17 protein-coding genes are annotated in these 15,210 nt (G+C 54.9%); 9 read left to right on the top strand and 8 right to left on the bottom strand.

All coding sequences use genetic code 11. The features are described from left to right. Window positions 1–203: 203 nt before the first annotated feature. From ppk2 to ACA068_RS15495, 5 genes are all read left to right on the top strand, one after another. The gene (gene ppk2 / locus ACA068_RS15515) at window positions 204–1,121 is read left to right on the top strand and encodes a polyphosphate kinase 2 (protein WP_497302935.1); all 918 of its coding nucleotides are present in this window, start codon (window positions 204–206) and stop codon (window positions 1,119–1,121) included. A 623-nt stretch (window positions 1,122–1,744) separates the two neighbouring features. Then, entirely contained in the window at window positions 1,745–1,978 is a 234-nt protein-coding gene (locus tag ACA068_RS15510) for a hypothetical protein (protein WP_497302933.1), read from the top strand. Beyond that, window positions 1,947–3,109, top strand: a protein-coding gene (locus ACA068_RS15505) for an IS3 family transposase (RefSeq protein ID WP_497302891.1) whose coding sequence is annotated in 2 segments (ribosomal slippage) — window positions 1,947–2,202 and window positions 2,202–3,109 — 1,164 coding nt in all. Because the reading frame shifts where the segments join, the coding sequence is not laid out codon by codon here. Before ACA068_RS15510 ends, ACA068_RS15505 begins: the two co-directional genes overlap by 32 nt. Continuing rightward, window positions 3,106–3,528, top strand: coding sequence for a hypothetical protein (locus ACA068_RS15500; protein ID WP_497302931.1), 423 nt, complete (start codon window positions 3,106–3,108; stop codon window positions 3,526–3,528). Before ACA068_RS15505 ends, ACA068_RS15500 begins: the two co-directional genes overlap by 4 nt. Before the next feature lie 1,681 nt (window positions 3,529–5,209). Then, window positions 5,210–5,374, top strand: a complete 165-nt coding sequence (locus tag ACA068_RS15495; RefSeq protein ID WP_497302929.1) for an antitoxin Xre/MbcA/ParS toxin-binding domain-containing protein — start codon at window positions 5,210–5,212, stop codon at window positions 5,372–5,374. 365 nt (window positions 5,375–5,739) lie between these two features. Here ACA068_RS15495 and ACA068_RS15490 read toward each other — a convergent pair whose 3' ends face one another. Next, window positions 5,740–5,955 (bottom strand): hypothetical protein, encoded by a 216-nt coding sequence (locus ACA068_RS15490; protein ID WP_497302927.1) that lies wholly within the window; start codon window positions 5,953–5,955, stop codon window positions 5,740–5,742. A gap of 391 nt (window positions 5,956–6,346) precedes the next feature. Here ACA068_RS15490 and ACA068_RS15485 point away from each other — a divergent pair, with 391 nt between their 5' ends. After that, the gene (locus tag ACA068_RS15485) at window positions 6,347–6,628 is read left to right on the top strand and encodes a hypothetical protein (protein WP_497302925.1); all 282 of its coding nucleotides are present in this window, start codon (window positions 6,347–6,349) and stop codon (window positions 6,626–6,628) included. A 63-nt stretch (window positions 6,629–6,691) separates the two neighbouring features. After that, window positions 6,692–6,934: an AbrB/MazE/SpoVT family DNA-binding domain-containing protein gene (locus ACA068_RS15480; protein ID WP_497302923.1), complete on the top strand. Its 243-nt coding sequence runs from the start codon at window positions 6,692–6,694 to the stop codon at window positions 6,932–6,934. Window positions 6,935–7,184: 250 nt separating this feature from the next. On the opposite strand, the gene ACA068_RS15475 is transcribed toward ACA068_RS15480, so the two are convergent. Together ACA068_RS15475 and ACA068_RS15470 are read right to left on the bottom strand one after the other, a co-directional pair. Further along, window positions 7,185–8,504: an ABC1 kinase family protein gene (locus ACA068_RS15475; protein WP_497302921.1), complete on the bottom strand. Its 1,320-nt coding sequence runs from the start codon at window positions 8,502–8,504 to the stop codon at window positions 7,185–7,187. Beyond that, window positions 8,501–8,965: a DUF3429 domain-containing protein gene (locus tag ACA068_RS15470; RefSeq protein WP_497302919.1), complete on the bottom strand. Its 465-nt coding sequence runs from the start codon at window positions 8,963–8,965 to the stop codon at window positions 8,501–8,503. Before ACA068_RS15470 ends, ACA068_RS15475 begins: the two co-directional genes overlap by 4 nt. Window positions 8,966–9,283: 318 nt before the next feature. Here ACA068_RS15470 and ACA068_RS15465 point away from each other — a divergent pair, with 318 nt between their 5' ends. Continuing rightward, a complete protein-coding gene (locus ACA068_RS15465; protein WP_497302917.1) occupies window positions 9,284–10,063 on the top strand; it encodes an SDR family NAD(P)-dependent oxidoreductase in 780 nt (259 codons plus the stop codon). A gap of 185 nt (window positions 10,064–10,248) precedes the next feature. Here the strand turns inward: ACA068_RS15465 and ACA068_RS15460 are convergent, their stop codons facing one another. Further along, entirely contained in the window at window positions 10,249–10,707 is a 459-nt protein-coding gene (locus ACA068_RS15460; RefSeq protein WP_497302915.1) for a winged helix-turn-helix transcriptional regulator, read from the bottom strand. Window positions 10,708–10,803: 96 nt separating this feature from the next. Between ACA068_RS15460 and ACA068_RS15455 the strand changes: the two genes are divergently transcribed. Then, a complete protein-coding gene (locus tag ACA068_RS15455; protein ID WP_497302913.1) occupies window positions 10,804–11,745 on the top strand; it encodes an aromatic alcohol reductase in 942 nt (313 codons plus the stop codon). Window positions 11,746–12,143: 398 nt separating this feature from the next. Here ACA068_RS15455 and ACA068_RS15450 read toward each other — a convergent pair whose 3' ends face one another. The 4 genes from ACA068_RS15450 to ACA068_RS15435 form a co-directional block, all read right to left on the bottom strand. Beyond that, complete coding sequence (locus tag ACA068_RS15450) at window positions 12,144–12,776, bottom strand: carboxymuconolactone decarboxylase family protein (protein ID WP_497302912.1); 633 nt, start codon at window positions 12,774–12,776, stop codon at window positions 12,144–12,146. A 106-nt stretch (window positions 12,777–12,882) separates the two neighbouring features. Beyond that, a complete protein-coding gene (locus tag ACA068_RS15445; protein ID WP_497302911.1) occupies window positions 12,883–13,380 on the bottom strand; it encodes a (R)-mandelonitrile lyase in 498 nt (165 codons plus the stop codon). A gap of 78 nt (window positions 13,381–13,458) precedes the next feature. After that, entirely contained in the window at window positions 13,459–13,947 is a 489-nt protein-coding gene (locus tag ACA068_RS15440) for a cyclophilin-like fold protein (protein WP_497302909.1), read from the bottom strand. 24 nt (window positions 13,948–13,971) lie between these two features. After that, window positions 13,972–15,102, bottom strand: coding sequence for an MFS transporter (locus ACA068_RS15435; RefSeq protein WP_497310605.1), 1,131 nt, complete (start codon window positions 15,100–15,102; stop codon window positions 13,972–13,974). Between the last annotated feature and the right edge of the window lie 108 nt (window positions 15,103–15,210).

Here is a 15,210-nt window from a genome sequence, read left to right as displayed (position 1 = left end):
AACTCTGCAACAATCTTGTTACGCTTTTATGAAAGTCGGATGGCACAAGATCCCGCTGACTGAATTGTCTGCCAGCTCGATATCGCCTTGCACCCGTAGCCGCCTTTGATACGAGCCTGCTTTGAAGCAAAAGTTTTTGTAATTACTTCGTAACAAAGTACGACTAACACTGACTCAGGCCCTTCCCGACGCGAGTTGCTCCCATGCTATCAACCGAAGACACCCTGATACAGCGCATCCACCGTGAGCTGCTTGATCACAGTGACGAAGAGCTGGAACTGGAATTATCCGAAGACGGCACTGACCTGAATGCTCTGTTCGATGAGCAGGTAGAGGAAGGAAGTGAGAAGGAAGCTCGAAGAGTTTATTTCAGCGAACTATTCCGCCTGCAAGGCGAATTGGTGAAGCTGCAAAGCTGGGTGGTAAAGACAGGCCACAAAGTAGTCATTCTGTTCGAAGGTCGTGATGCCGCGGGCAAAGGTGGTGTCATCAAACGCATTACCCAACGGCTCAATCCTCGCGTGTGTCGGGTTGCCGCGTTGCCTGCACCCAATGACCGCGAACGTACTCAGTGGTACTTCCAGCGCTACGTCTCACACCTGCCGGCAGCGGGTGAGATCGTGCTCTTCGACCGTAGTTGGTACAATCGCGCAGGCGTCGAACAGGTGATGGGTTTTTGCAACGCCGATCAGTACGAAGAGTTCTTCCGCACCGTACCAGAGTTCGAAAGAATGCTTGCACGCTCCGGCATTCAGCTAATCAAATATTGGTTCTCCATTTCCGACCAGGAACAGCACCTGCGCTTTCTCAGTCGCATTCACGACCCGCTCAAACAGTGGAAACTCAGCCCCATGGATCTGGAGTCCCGTCGGCGCTGGGAAGCCTATACCAAGGCCAAGGAAGTGATGCTGGAACGCACCCACATCGCCGAAGCGCCATGGTGGGTGGTGCAAGCCGATGATAAGAAGAAAGCAAGACTTAACTGCATCCACCACCTGCTCGGGCAGATGCCCTATGAAGAAGTAGAGCTACCGGTGATCGAACTACCGCAACGCGTAAGACAGGAGGATTACTCCCGCAGTCCGACGCCACCGGAACTCATCGTTCCTCAAGTCTATTAAAGAGAGGCTGGAGCGGGGCGCCCTTCGATTGGAGAGCAGCATTCGAAGCCGGATAGCCTGAACGACCGCCTCGCAAGCCTTCTAATTGCGGTGAAGTCGGGGCACAGTGCCCCGGCATTTATAAGTCAGAAGCGAACGTGGCGTCCCCCTGTAACCCTGAGGTTTTCAAGCGGTATACGTCGACGGTTTTGGACACGCATAAAGCTCGGCCGCCCTATAAAACCTTGATGATGCTGGCTGCGGAGGTGTTGGTCGTTATCAGTGGCAGTGCGTATGCGTATTGGCGGATGAAAACGATGACGCAGAAGGAGCCGGCGCCGATCGTTCACCAGGAACAAATCCCAGCATCGCAGCAAGCGGCCATCTCGTTGGGATCGTCAGTCGAGGATTCCAGACCGGTTTGGACTGAACAGACGATTCAGCCGCTCAGAGCAGCGAAGCTTCTGCAGTAGCGTCTTCGACGCCACAGCAGTTATAACTGAACTAAACAGTCATTTAGTATAGTTATAACTATATAGCATCAAAAGAGTAGGGTAGCTCATCCTTGAACGCTATCTTCCAAAAATGGACGATATCGCTCAAGGTGAGAAAATCAGCATCTGCCAATCAGGGAAAAAACATCAATGGATCATTTCCCAGGCTGGATGCTGGAAAGCGCGCACAGCTACCTAAAAGCAGCCGAGCTTCTGGATGCGCAACATCTACCGCACGTAGCGCAAGTCAATGCAGCGATCGGCATGGAGATCCTGCTAAAGAGCTTTTGTAGTGGTCTAATGAAACCGGACACCCATATAGGCGAGAATGCTCGCCAGATCGAGGTGTCAGATGACCAAACAACGCCGTTCCTTTTCCGCTGAGTTCAAGCGCGAGGCTGCCGACCTCGTGCTCAAGCAAAACTACAGCTACATCGAAGCCAGCCGTTCACTCGGCGTCGGCGAGTCGGCCCTGCGCCGTTGGGTTGACCAGGTTCAGAAGGAACGCCAAGGCGTTACTCCGCAGAGCAAAGCGCTGACATCAGAGCAGCAGAAAATCCAGGAGCTGGAAGCCCGGATCGCCCGCCTTGAACGGGAGAAATCGATACTAAAAAAGGCTACCGCGCTCTTGATGTCGGAAGATCACGAGCGTACGCGCTGATCAATCAGCTGAGCGTCCACGAGCCGGTTGATTGGCTGTGCCAAGTGTTTGAAATCAACCGCTCAAGTTACTACGCCCACCGCCTCAAGCGTCGAACGCCTGATGTCGAACGGCTTCGGCTACGCAGCCGGGTGAGCGAGTTGTTTTCGCAAAGTCGCAGTGCTGCCGGCAGCCGTAGCATTCTCTCGTTGATGCGTGACGATGGTGAGCAACTCGGTCGGTTCAAAGTACGCAGCTTGATGCGTGAGCTTGACCTCGTGAGCAAACAGCCAGGGTCTCATGCTTATAAACGGGCGACGGTTGAGCGGTTGGATATCCCGAACATCTTGAATCGGGAGTTCGATGTCCCGGCACCCAACCAAGTGTGGTGCGGCGACATCACCTACATTTGGGCTCAGGGGAAATGGCATTATCTGGCTGTCGTGATGGATCTTTGCGCGCGCCGGGTGGTGGGCTGGGCGTTGTCGGAAAAGCCGGACGCCGAGCTGGTTATCAAGGCGCTGGATATGGCCTACGAACAACGAGGAAGGCCTCAGGGCCTGCTGTTTCACTCGGATCAAGGGTCGCAGTACGCGAGTCGTTTATTTCGCCAGAGGCTGTGGCGTTATCGCATGCGCCAGAGCATGAGTCGCCGGGGAAATTGCTGGGACAATGCGCCGATGGAGCGCGTGTTCCGCAGTTTGAAAACCGAATGGATACCGACTCTGGGTTACAGAACGGCCCAAGAAGCCCAGCGCGATATCAGCCATTTCTTGATGCATCGGTACAACTGGATTCGACCCCATCAATTCAACGGTGGGCTGGCGCCAGCTCGGGCCGAAGAAAAACTTAACGTCGTGTCCGGGATTAGTTGACCACTACATTTCTTTCTATTCCTGACCTGAACCAGGGAACGACAGGTGAAACCTACGACCTTGATAAGGATGCCATTAAGGCGGCTCACAAACGCCTTCAGGACTCGGGGAAAACCGATCGTAACCAACGTCTTGATGGGCATGATTTGTTGACGCTATTTCATGCCGTTCCTGAACAGATCCGGCGAAGCCTGGCACCGGACAGCCAAGAAGATTGCTTTGAGAGATATCGACGCGTGTTCACCAACAGCCGGTATCCATACGAGTCCAACAGCGCAAAATTTTCTGACCCGATTCTGATGAGGATGCTGCGGTGGACGTTGGCCAACGTGGTTGGATATCACAAAGAGCGTGGATCGCAGGATGCATTCATTATGAGTTACATCGCCAGGCAGCAAGCTGGCCCAGGTGATGCGTAATGCGTAAGAGGCAGTGTCTGCCTTCAAATCTGACCACAGAGCCCCCCAGACCTGTATAGAGCGCTTCGCATAATGTATATTATGTTAAATAGTGTGTCGGTATGGAACTTCTACCAAGGGTTCTTTCAAGCAACCTCGCGATGGTGCGCCAATCGCGGTTTAAGTGGAAAGCCCCTTGCTATTCCCCTCAAACCCTTGATTCCCGAGGGCTTGAGCGCATTCAGCATGCCAATGCGACAGGTTTTTTTAACGAAATCAGTGGAAAAATCTGTTAGGTAAAAATTCGTAAACTACTGATTAACAACAATATTTATTAATTAAGCTCAAATGTAATAGCTCCCTAGCCCAAGGAGAAATTAATGGACTGAGATCCGAAGGTGCGAATCCATGGCTGCCCTGAAACCCACGAAAGACAGGGGTTCCAGCGATTTTTGAGGAAATGAGTGGACATTCCCACCCTCCGTTTCCTGAGACGAAACAAGTGGACATTCCATGCCAACAGAGCGCTGCCAAGGTCTTTCCGTAGACCTGCTGAAACTCAGCGTCCGCTTGCACACCAGCCCCTAAACCGAAGCCTCTCAAAGCCGCTGCAACTTCCTCAAAGCCCCGTAATACCGGGCCAGCGCCATATCCACCATCGTTCGTGTTGCAATCACGCACTGATGCATGCCTGCTCGCCGCCGCTCCTGAACGACATGATCAACAACACGTAGCTGGATCGTGGCCTCCCTCGATGACGCCGTTGTTTATTAAAACAATAAGTGGAAATGCCATGTGCTAATCGTACTTAAAACCCGTGAAACCCACAAAAACAGGGCTCTCTCAGGTATTCAACGAAATAAGTGGATGTTCCAGAGGGCGTTTCCATTTAAAGATTTAAATGGAAAAACCATTCGTGCTTTTCCACTCATTTATTGAGATCTGCCTGGACTACGTTGCAGCGCATATCATTCGGTCAATGCAGAGCCTGAAGCATGAATTACACAACAATTGCCACTGACCGTGTGCCGAGAAAAGCCGCTCCAACAAGCCTAACTCCGCTTTAAGCCCACAAACCCCAAAGAAGCAAAAACAGAATTCAGCGTGTAGCACTACCCTCCCCTTGGGGCCACTTGGTTACTCATTATGCGGGCTGGTGAGAGGCCATGGTTTTGGGCGTGCCCCTGGTCGGGGATGGCTGTCGTAAACCAAGCCTACGCGCAAGGCGCTGGTCTTGGCCCTAGCGGGCTTCCATCCGCACGCCTGCGCGCTATGCTTGCCTGCCCGCCCCTCGACTTCTGGGTTCTGTAACGTAGCTTTGTGCGCTGCAACGTAAGCAGTGTTACAAAGCACGAAATCACTTTACAGACCATTGATTGCATGGCTACTGGAGCTGTTCACGTACGGAGTAATTCAGAATGTTCCATTCAGAACATTGACGGATCAATTTAGTCGCCGATCAGCGGCTGCCTTACTGGTCGCTGGAGATGGATTGATAAATTCGGTCATCACAGACCAAATGGTGGAGCATGAAATCAGTCACATCGAACGCGGATAACGCTGTACTTGGCAAAGCATTTTTCCGGGCTGGCGAATGGCTGTCGCTTGATGATACTGAGCTATCAGCTGTCTTGGACGAGCAGGTTTCCACGGTGCGGCTTCTACGCCAAGCACAATAACTGCTTGAACCTAGCACCGAGGCGTGGGGCGGGCCTTGCTTTTGGTTGAGTTGCATCAGTCATTGCTCGCGCTCGTAGGAAACGAGCAAAATGCAAAGATCTGGCTAAGCAGCGAGAATCTTGGTCTGAGTGGTCGACCACGTGATCTCATCGTATGCCGGACGGGACTGGAGCGAGTTGTCCAATAGCTGCCACGGCTTAGAGCGTGTGAGGAGTCGTCCTAACCAAGATGGCTTCCATTGCGTTGTCATGCTGGTGATCACGGTCTAAAAGAAGCCAGCTTACCAGTGCCCAAAACCTTGCAATGACCGGCTACCAATTCGTCCTCTAGCTCAAGCAAAAAAAGCTCCGGTTAAGAGGACTTGATCTCCGCATAGGGTCGATGACAGTTTCTGTCTGGCCACTGAAGATTTAACACCTCTGCGACATGGCTGAGATACTACAACTCCCGCGTGGGATTGCCGCATGCCGGTTTTCTGCTGCGCCAGAAAACAAGGTTTTAGCCGGGCCGCGTTGGCCCGAAGGAGCGAACACAGAAATCCTACGAGACCGATCACGCGAGCTTTATGGCACCACCTTGGATATCGTCCCTCGCCATTCGCAATTCATTGGCGTCTTGGTTGAGCCGATGAATCAGATTGAACAATCGTTGGCGCAGCACCTCATCTTCGAGCTGCTCAGCAGCACGCATCACATCAAGCGCCGCAACCTCATTATTGGTGGCTACGGAGTCGAGCAGTTTGCGCATGCTTCTTGATGGCCGATTCATCTCCAACCCTCCTAGATTTCGGTGGGCGAATCATATGGCCGGAATGTTTCGTCAGTGTTTCAGTCGTACGAACTGGTTTTAATTACCGGCTCGGGCTGATTTTAGGCTAGCTGGAGGGTGCCCCATGAGGTGTCAATTACCCTATACGTTCATGATGCTGTACACGTCGTTGAACTGCGACGCAATCGGCCACGCGGCACAACCCTCAGTCTATCGTGGGCCGACTTGGCAAACCGAGGCCGGCACCGACAAAGACTGAGGCATGCGTCCTGTTTTTGCTATTTTCAAACTTTATAAAGTCATTTACCGCAGGCGGTTACAGTTAGGGCTTGGACTCCCGTCTTTCACCATCCAATGAGCCAATCACTGACCGCCAACTAGGAGTAACAAATTGCTCACCCGTCCTGACAAAGACGCCCTCCGTGCGATGCTGGAATCGCAGGTCCAAGAAAAACTGCAGCACGATCCAGACGCAGTCACCACTTATGCTGCCAAGCCTGTACCTGATCGAAAGCCATACATCAGCAAACCAACGGTTCAGGACGAAGCATTTCAGAAGGAGATTGAACAGATGCGTGCGGACGCCGAAGCTGGAGTGATATATACGCCTAAGCGCGAACCGGAGGACGGAGGCGCTCCTAGCCTTAAGCTTGATGATTATCCGGATCTGTAAACGTGCCACTGAAAAATCTACAGGCGGGAACGGCTTGCCGGCTCATAGCAACGGAGATCAAATGTGAAAAAGCCACCGATGAAAATCGTCATCGAAGAATGGGATGGTGACGGTGCGATTCGAATTCCGGATGAAGCGTTGCAGGAGCTCGAACTGGATGTCGGCGACTCTGTGTTTCTGATCGAGGAGTTTGTCGGCAACACGCGATGCCTAGTCCTATCAAAAAAACCTCAAATCACGGATCGGATAGACGAACTCGCTGAAGCCTGGGATAGCGGACGGCTTGGTGACGCCCCGGAAAAATGAGGCAGCTGCAATGCGCCTCTCGAATCAATCGTGGCAGGCCAACTGCGGAGTGAATCGCTCAGGGCATATGAAGACTTTGGGTCGAGCCTGGCTTAAGCCCGAATGAGCTATAGCCGATGTAGCTATAGCTCCGCAGCCCAGAAAATCGCCAATTGAATCAGAGATCAGATACTTGCGGGCCGAGAATTGTGTAAAGGCCTGGTTAAGCAACAGTGGTACCCAAGGCGAGCATTTATCGTCCATAAAGCGCTCAAATCACGTAAGGCTCGAACAGCCCCCGGACATTCACCCGCGCCTCCAGCTTCGCGGCCAACAGGTACAAACCTACCACCTTGCGATGCAGAAACAGTACATCCACAGGTGGCGTGTGCCAGAAGTCGCGGTCGGCACCTAGTTCCCAACCCGTATCACGCAGGCGTATGGCCAGGTCAGACGTCGCAAAGTCATAGGCACCTTGATGCCTAAGTGGCTCGCAGGCCTGTGTAATAAGATCAGTGAGCACCGCTCGGTGTTTGGGCAGCGTTTCAGGCTGAAAGTAGCCGACGTCCAGCGCGGCATTGGTGATGGCGGCACGGTCTTCATGCAGGCCTGCAATCAGCAAGCGGCGATAAGCCTCGGTAGTGTTGCGGTCATAAAGTCGCGTGGCGCCGAAGTCCAACAACACCATCCGGCCGGAGCCTTGCTGATAACGGTAATTGGCAAAGTTAGGGTCGGTCTGCACGCACTGGAACTCGAACACCTCGCGAAGAAACAGGCCGAATAGCAACATGATGATCCGGTCGCGCTCTGCCTGGGGCGCGTGCTCTATTGACTCCACCGCTACTCCGTCAACGAAGGACATCACCAAAATATTCGGCGTGCTGAACTGGGCATACGCACGAGGAACCAGAAAGTCAGGACTGTCCGCCAACAGTTGATCAAAGCGCTGTAAGTGCGCGGTTTCTTTCATGTAGTCCGCTTCATCCTGTAGCTGACGCTTGGCCTCTTGGAGCAATGGGCCGATGTCCATGCCCTTAGGCAGCATCCCGGACATGCGCAGCAAGGTAGCAACGTTATCCACATCGCTGGAAATACTCTCGCGCACGCCAGGGTATTGCACCTTGATCGCCAGGCGTTGGCCGTCCCTATCTTTCGCAGCATGAACCTGGCCGATGGACGCTGCCGCCAATGGCGTGAAGGAAAACCGTTCGAAGCGCCCTTCCCACCCCTTGCCCCAGCTTTCGTTGAGGACTGCCACCAACTGGCTCATAGGCATAGGGTGAGCGTCGCAACGCAGACGAGAAAGGATTTCGCTGAACTCGCGCGGCAACAAATCACCTACATCCATCGATAACAACTGCCCAACCTTCATGGCGGCGCCACGCAGTTGCGACAGTTGCTCGACCACCCGATGCACATTGCCCGACGTCAACAGCAGTTCGCTGAGCGCCGGACGTTTGCCCTGAACCCACTGCCGAGCGCCTTCGGCTAGCATGCCGCCCGCGACGCCCGAAGCCAAACTGCCAAAACGCATCAACCGCGATAAGCGGCTGCCAGGCACGGGCAACGAACCGGGCTCACGAGGCTTCATGAATGAAGCGCCTCAACGATCGCGGCAAGCAGCAAGCAGACGCTCGCCACGAGGGTAAGCCGTAATCGCATCGGCAGGTACCAAGCGGGCAAGCTCGTAACCCGCAACAGCTGCCTGTCCTGCCGGAGGTGGACAACTAAGCCGATGACCAACAGCAAGCAACCCAATGGCATTGGCAGTAACGTGGCAATCCAAGCAATAAGCGCAGGAATGACACTCCAGATGAACCGGTCTCTGCCCTGCTCAGCGCTCATGTCTTGCACGGTCATGGCGAAGCCCCAGTGTAAGGCGCCGACAAAGCTCAGGATGACTGCGCCATAGTTAACAAGCGCAATCGCAAACAACGGCCGATAGTCGAGAGAGAACGGGATCAGCAGCGCCAGAAAAATAAACGGCAACAGACCGCCATAACCCAGCAGGCTGACGTGCTTTGGCAGAGAGGTTGAAGGCAACGCGTTCATTTGTATTCCTTGCAGTGAGCGACACTCAAGACTGTAGGCCCAAACGCCCCGCCTGGCCGAGATATTGATGGCGATCCGAAGCTGGGTTCAGCGTAATGAGTCGCTTTGTAGAACTAGGTCATTGCCCCATTCCTTTTAGGGCAAGCAGGCGACGGCATCTGAGGAGCTTCGCATCCTTGAGATCATGCTCAGTGCCTGCATTTCAAGATGGCTGCTCATCACAAACTGTGGCCAATTCAAGAACTGCCATCTGTCTATCCAATGGCTTACTCTGGACTGTCAAACAGTACTTCCTGTGTAACCCTGTGGAGCAGTGCAATGTTCAAAAGTTGGAGTGGTCAGGTCGCATTAGTCAGTGGCGCTGGCAGCGAACATGGGATTGGTCTAGCTATCGCGCGGCGGCTTGGGGACTCGGGCGCAAAGTTGATCATCACCGGCAGCAGTGCCCGTATCCATGATCGCGTCGCGGAACTGAGCGAGGCAGGTTATGAGGCGCAAGGACGCGCTGCAGATCTCACTCAGCCAGCTCAGGTCGTCGAACTGGTGACTTGGGCTGAGTCACTATGGGGGCGAATCGATGTACTCGTGAACAACGCCGGTATGGCGATTCAGGGTGAAGCCGAAACGTTCTCTGAAGTTGCCGATATGAGCATCGATATGTGGAACACTTCGATTGCCCGTAATCTGACCACTGCATTTTTGCTTACCCGCGCTGTGTTGCCGGGGATGAAGAACCGTCGTTACGGTCGCATCGTCCATATAAGCTCTACGACCGGCACCCGCGTTAGCAACCCTGGCGAGGCCGCGTATGCGGCGGCGAAAGCGGGGATTGTGGGCATGAACATGAGCTTGGCGCTGGAAGTCGCGTCATACGGGATCACCGTGAACTCTGTCGCCCCTGGGTGGATCGCAACGCAGTCCAGCACTGCAGATGAAATCACCGCAGCGCAGTATGTTCCCGTAGGGCGTGCCGGTAGACCAGACGAGGTCGCTGCGGCGGTAGCTTTTCTTGCTTCTCCAGAGTCCAGCTACATTACAGGCGAGCTTCTCGTGGTCGACGGGGGAAACTGCCTCTCTGAGAACAAAAGCCCCCGTTGAGGGACTGGAAGCTTAAGTCTTTGAATTTTTGAGGAAGCGACATTTAAGTACGGGCGCCGCCAAGTAAAGAGACGTGACCGGCAAGTGACATCCTTGGGCATTCAAGGGCGCGGCGACACCTCAAAGAAGTGAGGTTGAGCAACTACTCTCGCATCAATGGATGCCGGCCTGTGTAACGATAACGATTATTCAGGCGCTTCTGGATTTACTGGAATCTGTGTGGGGATTTGCCATGAAGGTTTTTTGCCACCCTGACTGTCGAAAGTACGGCGTGCCTTGCGGAAGTCGTCAACGTTTTCAACTACCCAAGTCCAAATAGGGGACATACGGATCAATAGCCCCATTCCCAGCGGGGTCAACTCATACTCAACATGGGGCGGAATTTCACCAAATTCCCGCCGAATCACTAGACCATCACGCTCCATGGTGCGTAGCGTCTTCGTCAACATTCGCTGAGTCACACCAGCCATCTGCCTTTTTATCTCGGCATGGCGCATTTTACCGTACACACCTAATGCATGCAGGATGCCCAATGACCAGCGACTACCTGCGTGAGTGAGGACTTCCCGTCTGACTCCATCATCATCTTCTCTAAGCGTTCGGCAGATAGCTTCTGCTTGGCTAAGAGTTTCATGATCGGTCATTTCTCCCCCTGGTATCACGCGTGTGCCTTCTTACGAGCGTTGCTGAATCGTGCAAGCATTCGCTCATCTTACAGGCAACAGGTCTCAGGAGAAATCATGACCGAAGTGACCCAGCTTTCCCCCCAATCAATTTTAGTTCTAGGCGCCGGTGAACTTGGCCTTCCGGTTTTGCGCAATCTTGCGCGGGTAGCTAAGCGTACGCCCGGCTCCAAAATCAGCGTCCTGCTCAGGGATTCGACCATCAACACTCAGGTGCCGGAGAAAAAGGTAGAAATCGATGAGCTTCGTAGTCTGGGCATCCAAATGGTCGCCGCAGACCTAGTGAATGATTCAATCGATCAGCTTGCTGAAGTGTTCGCACGGTTCGATACCGTAATAGGCTGCGCAGGCATGGTTGCGGGTCGAGAAACCCCGATGAAGTTGGCTACAGCAGCTCTCAAGTCCGGAGTGAAGCGCTACTTCCCATGGCAGTTTGGCGTCGATTTTGAGGTGATCGGTCGGGGCAGTCCCCAGGATCTATTCGATGCTCAGCTCGATGTGCGCGATTTGCTTCGCGCCCAAAACAAAACTGAATGGGTAATCATCTCGACGGGTATGTTCACCAGTTTCCTTTTCGAGCCTGTATTTGAGGTCGTGGACTTCGAAAACGACACAGTGAACGCCCTAGGCAGTCTTGAGAACAGCGTGACGCTCACGACACCAGAGGACATCGGTACTCTGACAGCGGAAATCGTTTTCTTTGAACCTCGCTTCCGCAATCAAATCGTCTACCTTTCTGGCGACACTGTGACATATGGGCAGGTTGCGAGCATCCTTGAACGTGTTCTGGGACGTCCATTCAAACGTAACGTGTGGACTGTTCCGTACTTAACCCAGGAATTGGAGAAAGATCCCACTCATCACATCAAAAAGTACCGCGCTGTGTTCGCACAAGGCAGAGGCGTGGCGTGGCCCAAAGCTGCCACTTTCAACGAGCAGCAGTCGATTCAAGTCACCACCGCCGAGCAGTGGGCTCGGATAAACCTTGTAGACAATTGAACCCAAAGCAGGTAGCCGAACGTTCACGCGCCCGGGATTTACCTGCTGCCCGATAGTGGGTGTTGATGACCGAGGTTGAAAGGTGGAGCACGGTATTAGTAATCCGATGACAAGCCGTTTATTTATCGTATCCATACGGTCTGCCGACGCTTGAGGCGCTCTAAAACGACGAGCTGTTGAGATTTTAGAGCGCACAGCCCGAATCAAGTGTCTTCACCGAACGCTTACGCCGGATGAAGCCTGCCGCTTGAATTTAGCGATTGCTAGAGTCCTGAGCCATCGATACTCCCATTACCACTGAGCGGCTAGCGTTGTCATCCGAGCTCAGTCGTCTTCGTGACTGCCAAGAATGGGTAGGCACCGCTATGCCCCTTCAGCATATCGATCTCGCGAAGCGTTCAGCCGCTGATTTTTTCCAAAGCCACTAAAATACGCGTAGCTCCATTCGGCTCACCGCCTGCCTTCAGTTCGCTAGCCACCTGATGCAGCTGCTGTACTGTCAGGCCAACATTCATGCTGATCTTCAGATGCGACTCCAGCTGCGGCTCTAACCCTGGCATCGCGGCGATGGCCCCGACGGTGGCCAGTTCCCGGTCAGCCCATTCAAGGTTGTCGCGGGCAAAGATGTCGCCAAACAGGTGGCCCTTCAAAAACTGATCGATGGCGGGGGCGAATTCAAACAGCGTCCCTGACACCGGCGAGCCCAACAGCCGGGTTTGATTGTCGGTGCCCAGGTCGAGCAAAGTGCGCCCCGAGGGAACAGGGCCTGGATCGCGTCCCGGCGCATCATGAATACCCCGTGCGGCACGTTCTTGTAGGACTTTCATCAGCAGCGACAGGGCATTGAGACTGCGCGGGAACCCAGCATAGGCATAAAGTTGAACCAGGATCTCTTTGCTCTCGCTAATCGTCAGCCCGGCATCGAGACCGTGATTGAGCGCGTCGTGCAAACGGGGCATATCGCCGACCGCCATGCTGGCGCCGATAGGGGCGATGGCCTGTTGCCTCGCGGTTAAAGTCTGCTCACTCACTATGTGTGTCTCCAGTTTGGGCAAAGTACTGGCGCTGGATATCTGAGCCCAGGCGAAACTGGTCAGGAGTACGAAGCCCAACGTCCTTAACCGGACATGGCAGCGCTTACTTGGCTGGGTACTGTTCATCGCTTACCTTCTCCATCCAACTGACGTTGTTGCCGTTTTTCGTGCCGGTAATAGCCATGTGTGTCATGGCAGTCGAAGGCGCGGCGCCATGCCAGTGCTTAACCCCCGGCGGGCACCACACCACATCACCAGGACGTAATTCTTGCACGGGCTTCCCCCATTCCTGAGTACGCCCTACCCCCGCTGTCACCACCAGATATTGCCCGGCAGGGTGCGTGTGCCAGGCCGAACGCGCGCCAGGCTCAAAGGTGACGTAGAGCGTTGAGGTATTGAGGTCGGCCGTTGCAGAAGTCAATGGGTCGAGCCTTACGCGACCAGTGAAATATTCGGGAGGCCCCGTCACCGAGGCCTGCTCTCCCGCACGAGTGATTTGCTGGCTAGCCGGGTTCTGCTCGGCCGCGACGACTGGCGCGAAGTACGTGGCAGAGAGCAGCGCCAGTGCGGCCAGGGGTAAGGTAGAGCGTGTGGGCGTCATGGAAAACTCCTGTGTCACGTTTAAGTGGGGCTGACGTGCAGCACTTGAGCAGTGCTGGTCGTGCTAACCATGGCAGCCCTAGTCAACGGAAAACGTCACCCGAACATCGTCGCGGCCCAGGGACTCGGCCAGGCCTGCCGGGTTGTTGATGCGGCCGAGACGGGAATAGGAGTAAGACGAGGTGAAGGTTTTATAAAAGACCACCAAGGTGTCTGCACCGTACAAGAGCAAATCGCCGCTGTGGATGGTTCCGGGCCGGGAGGCTTGGGTGGGCAACGGATGCTGCAAGTTGGCGTACTTTTCGTTGTTATGCAGCTCGGTCATGTCCAGGCTGAGCGGCAATCGGGCGACAAGCTCCCGAGTGGTCGGGTTATCTTCAAGGGATATGCCGAAACGCTGTTGGCCGACGGTCATCCACATCGTGGTTTTCTCCATGCTTGTTGACGGGCCTGCGATAGCCGTCGCAGCCGCGAGGGGTAAAACCGATAGGGTCAATGGCATCAATGCCGCCAACCAGAAGCCCTTCCAGCCTTGGGAGTAATCGGTGCCTAGACTGCGCGTATGCATGGCCTTGCTCCGTCGAATGGAGGGTCACCGGGTGTGCGACACCGGCGAACGGGAGGTTAGAAACGTCAATAAGGCGGCTAGCATCAGCAGCGCTGCGCTGGCGATGAAAGTGCTCTGGTAGCCGAGAGTGTCAAACAGTACGCCACCCACGGTGGAGCCCAATGCGATGGACAACTGCACGATTGCCACCATCAGTCCTCCGCCCGCCTCGGCGTGGCGTGGCAAGGTGTGCGCGATCCAACTCCACCAGCCCACTGGCGCTGCCGTTGCGATAAATCCCCAGAGCCCCAGTAACACCGCCACGGCGATCACCCCAGTGCCAGCAGGAATCAGCGTCAAAGCAATCACGGCCATCAGCAGTGAAATCGTACTCAGGGTGCCGTAGAGGCTGCGTCTCAGCACTGCGCCGATCATCGTCGTGCCAAAAAAGCCAGCCACGCCGAGCGCCAATAGCAGCAAGGAAAGCGTCGGCACGTTGACCAGGGTGACTGTTTCCAGAAACGGGCGCAGGTAAGTGAACAGCGTGAACTGGCCCATGAAAAACAGGCCGCTGGCGGCCATGCCCAGCGCCACCGTGCGATTCTTCAGCAGTTTGAAAACATTGCCTGCACCTGGCGAGCGCTCCTGCGTTGGCATACTTGGCAGGCTGATCCATTGCCAGACCAGGGCGATCAGCGCCACCGGAACCAGACAGAGAAATGCGCCACGCCAACCTAAGACCGATCCCAGATAACTGCCCAGCGGCGCAGCCACCACCGTTGCCAGGGCGTTGCCGCCGTTGAAAACCGCCAACGCCCTGGGCACCTGCGTGGCCGGAACCAAGCGCATCGCGGTGGCAGCCGACATCGACCAGAAGCCGCCGATCACCATGCCAATCAGGGCCCGCCCGACCATGTAGGTCAGGTAGTTCGGGGCGAGTGCCACAACGGCGCCCGACACTGCCATCAAACCGGTCAGCGCCAACAGCAGGGTCTTTCTGTTGACGCTGCCGGCGATCCAACTGATGGATAGGCTGGCCAACACAGCAAACGCGCCGGAGATGGCCAGCCCCTGGCCTACCAAGCCCTGGCTCACCTGCAGGTCGTCTGCCAACGGCGTCAACAGGCTGACGGGCATGAACTCCGATGCGATCAGCGCGAACACGCACAATGTCATCGCATAAACGCCGCCCCAGCTACTGGCACGCGTGCCTGTTTCAATGGCGGAGGTAGCGCCCAATTGGGTGTCAGCGCAAGTGTTGTTCATCGTAGATCGAATAGCCTC

The organism is Pseudomonas sp. LBUM1660 (assembly GCF_059695935.1).
Note: the sequence above shows the minus strand (reverse complement) of the source record. Positions and strands in the feature narration are given on the sequence as shown.

Excerpts from the sequence above, each read along its gene's own strand:
- ppk2 (WP_497302935.1), top strand. The coding sequence starts at position 204 with ATGCTATCAACCGAAGACACCCTGATACAGCGCATCCACCGTGAGCTG.
- ACA068_RS15510 (WP_497302933.1), top strand. The coding sequence starts at position 1,745 with ATGGATCATTTCCCAGGCTGGATGCTGGAAAGCGCGCACAGCTACCTA.
- ACA068_RS15490 (WP_497302927.1), bottom strand. The coding sequence starts at position 5,955 with ATGAATCGGCCATCAAGAAGCATGCGCAAACTGCTCGACTCCGTAGCC.
- ACA068_RS15475 (WP_497302921.1), bottom strand. The coding sequence starts at position 8,504 with ATGAAGCCTCGTGAGCCCGGTTCGTTGCCCGTGCCTGGCAGCCGCTTA.
- ACA068_RS15470 (WP_497302919.1), bottom strand. The coding sequence starts at position 8,965 with ATGAACGCGTTGCCTTCAACCTCTCTGCCAAAGCACGTCAGCCTGCTG.
- ACA068_RS15465 (WP_497302917.1), top strand. The coding sequence starts at position 9,284 with ATGTTCAAAAGTTGGAGTGGTCAGGTCGCATTAGTCAGTGGCGCTGGC.
- ACA068_RS15460 (WP_497302915.1), bottom strand. The coding sequence starts at position 10,707 with ATGACCGATCATGAAACTCTTAGCCAAGCAGAAGCTATCTGCCGAACG.
- ACA068_RS15455 (WP_497302913.1), top strand. The coding sequence starts at position 10,804 with ATGACCGAAGTGACCCAGCTTTCCCCCCAATCAATTTTAGTTCTAGGC.
- ACA068_RS15445 (WP_497302911.1), bottom strand. The coding sequence starts at position 13,380 with ATGACGCCCACACGCTCTACCTTACCCCTGGCCGCACTGGCGCTGCTC.
- ACA068_RS15440 (WP_497302909.1), bottom strand. The coding sequence starts at position 13,947 with ATGCATACGCGCAGTCTAGGCACCGATTACTCCCAAGGCTGGAAGGGC.
- ACA068_RS15435 (WP_497310605.1), bottom strand. The coding sequence starts at position 15,102 with ATGACATTGTGCGTGTTCGCGCTGATCGCATCGGAGTTCATGCCCGTC.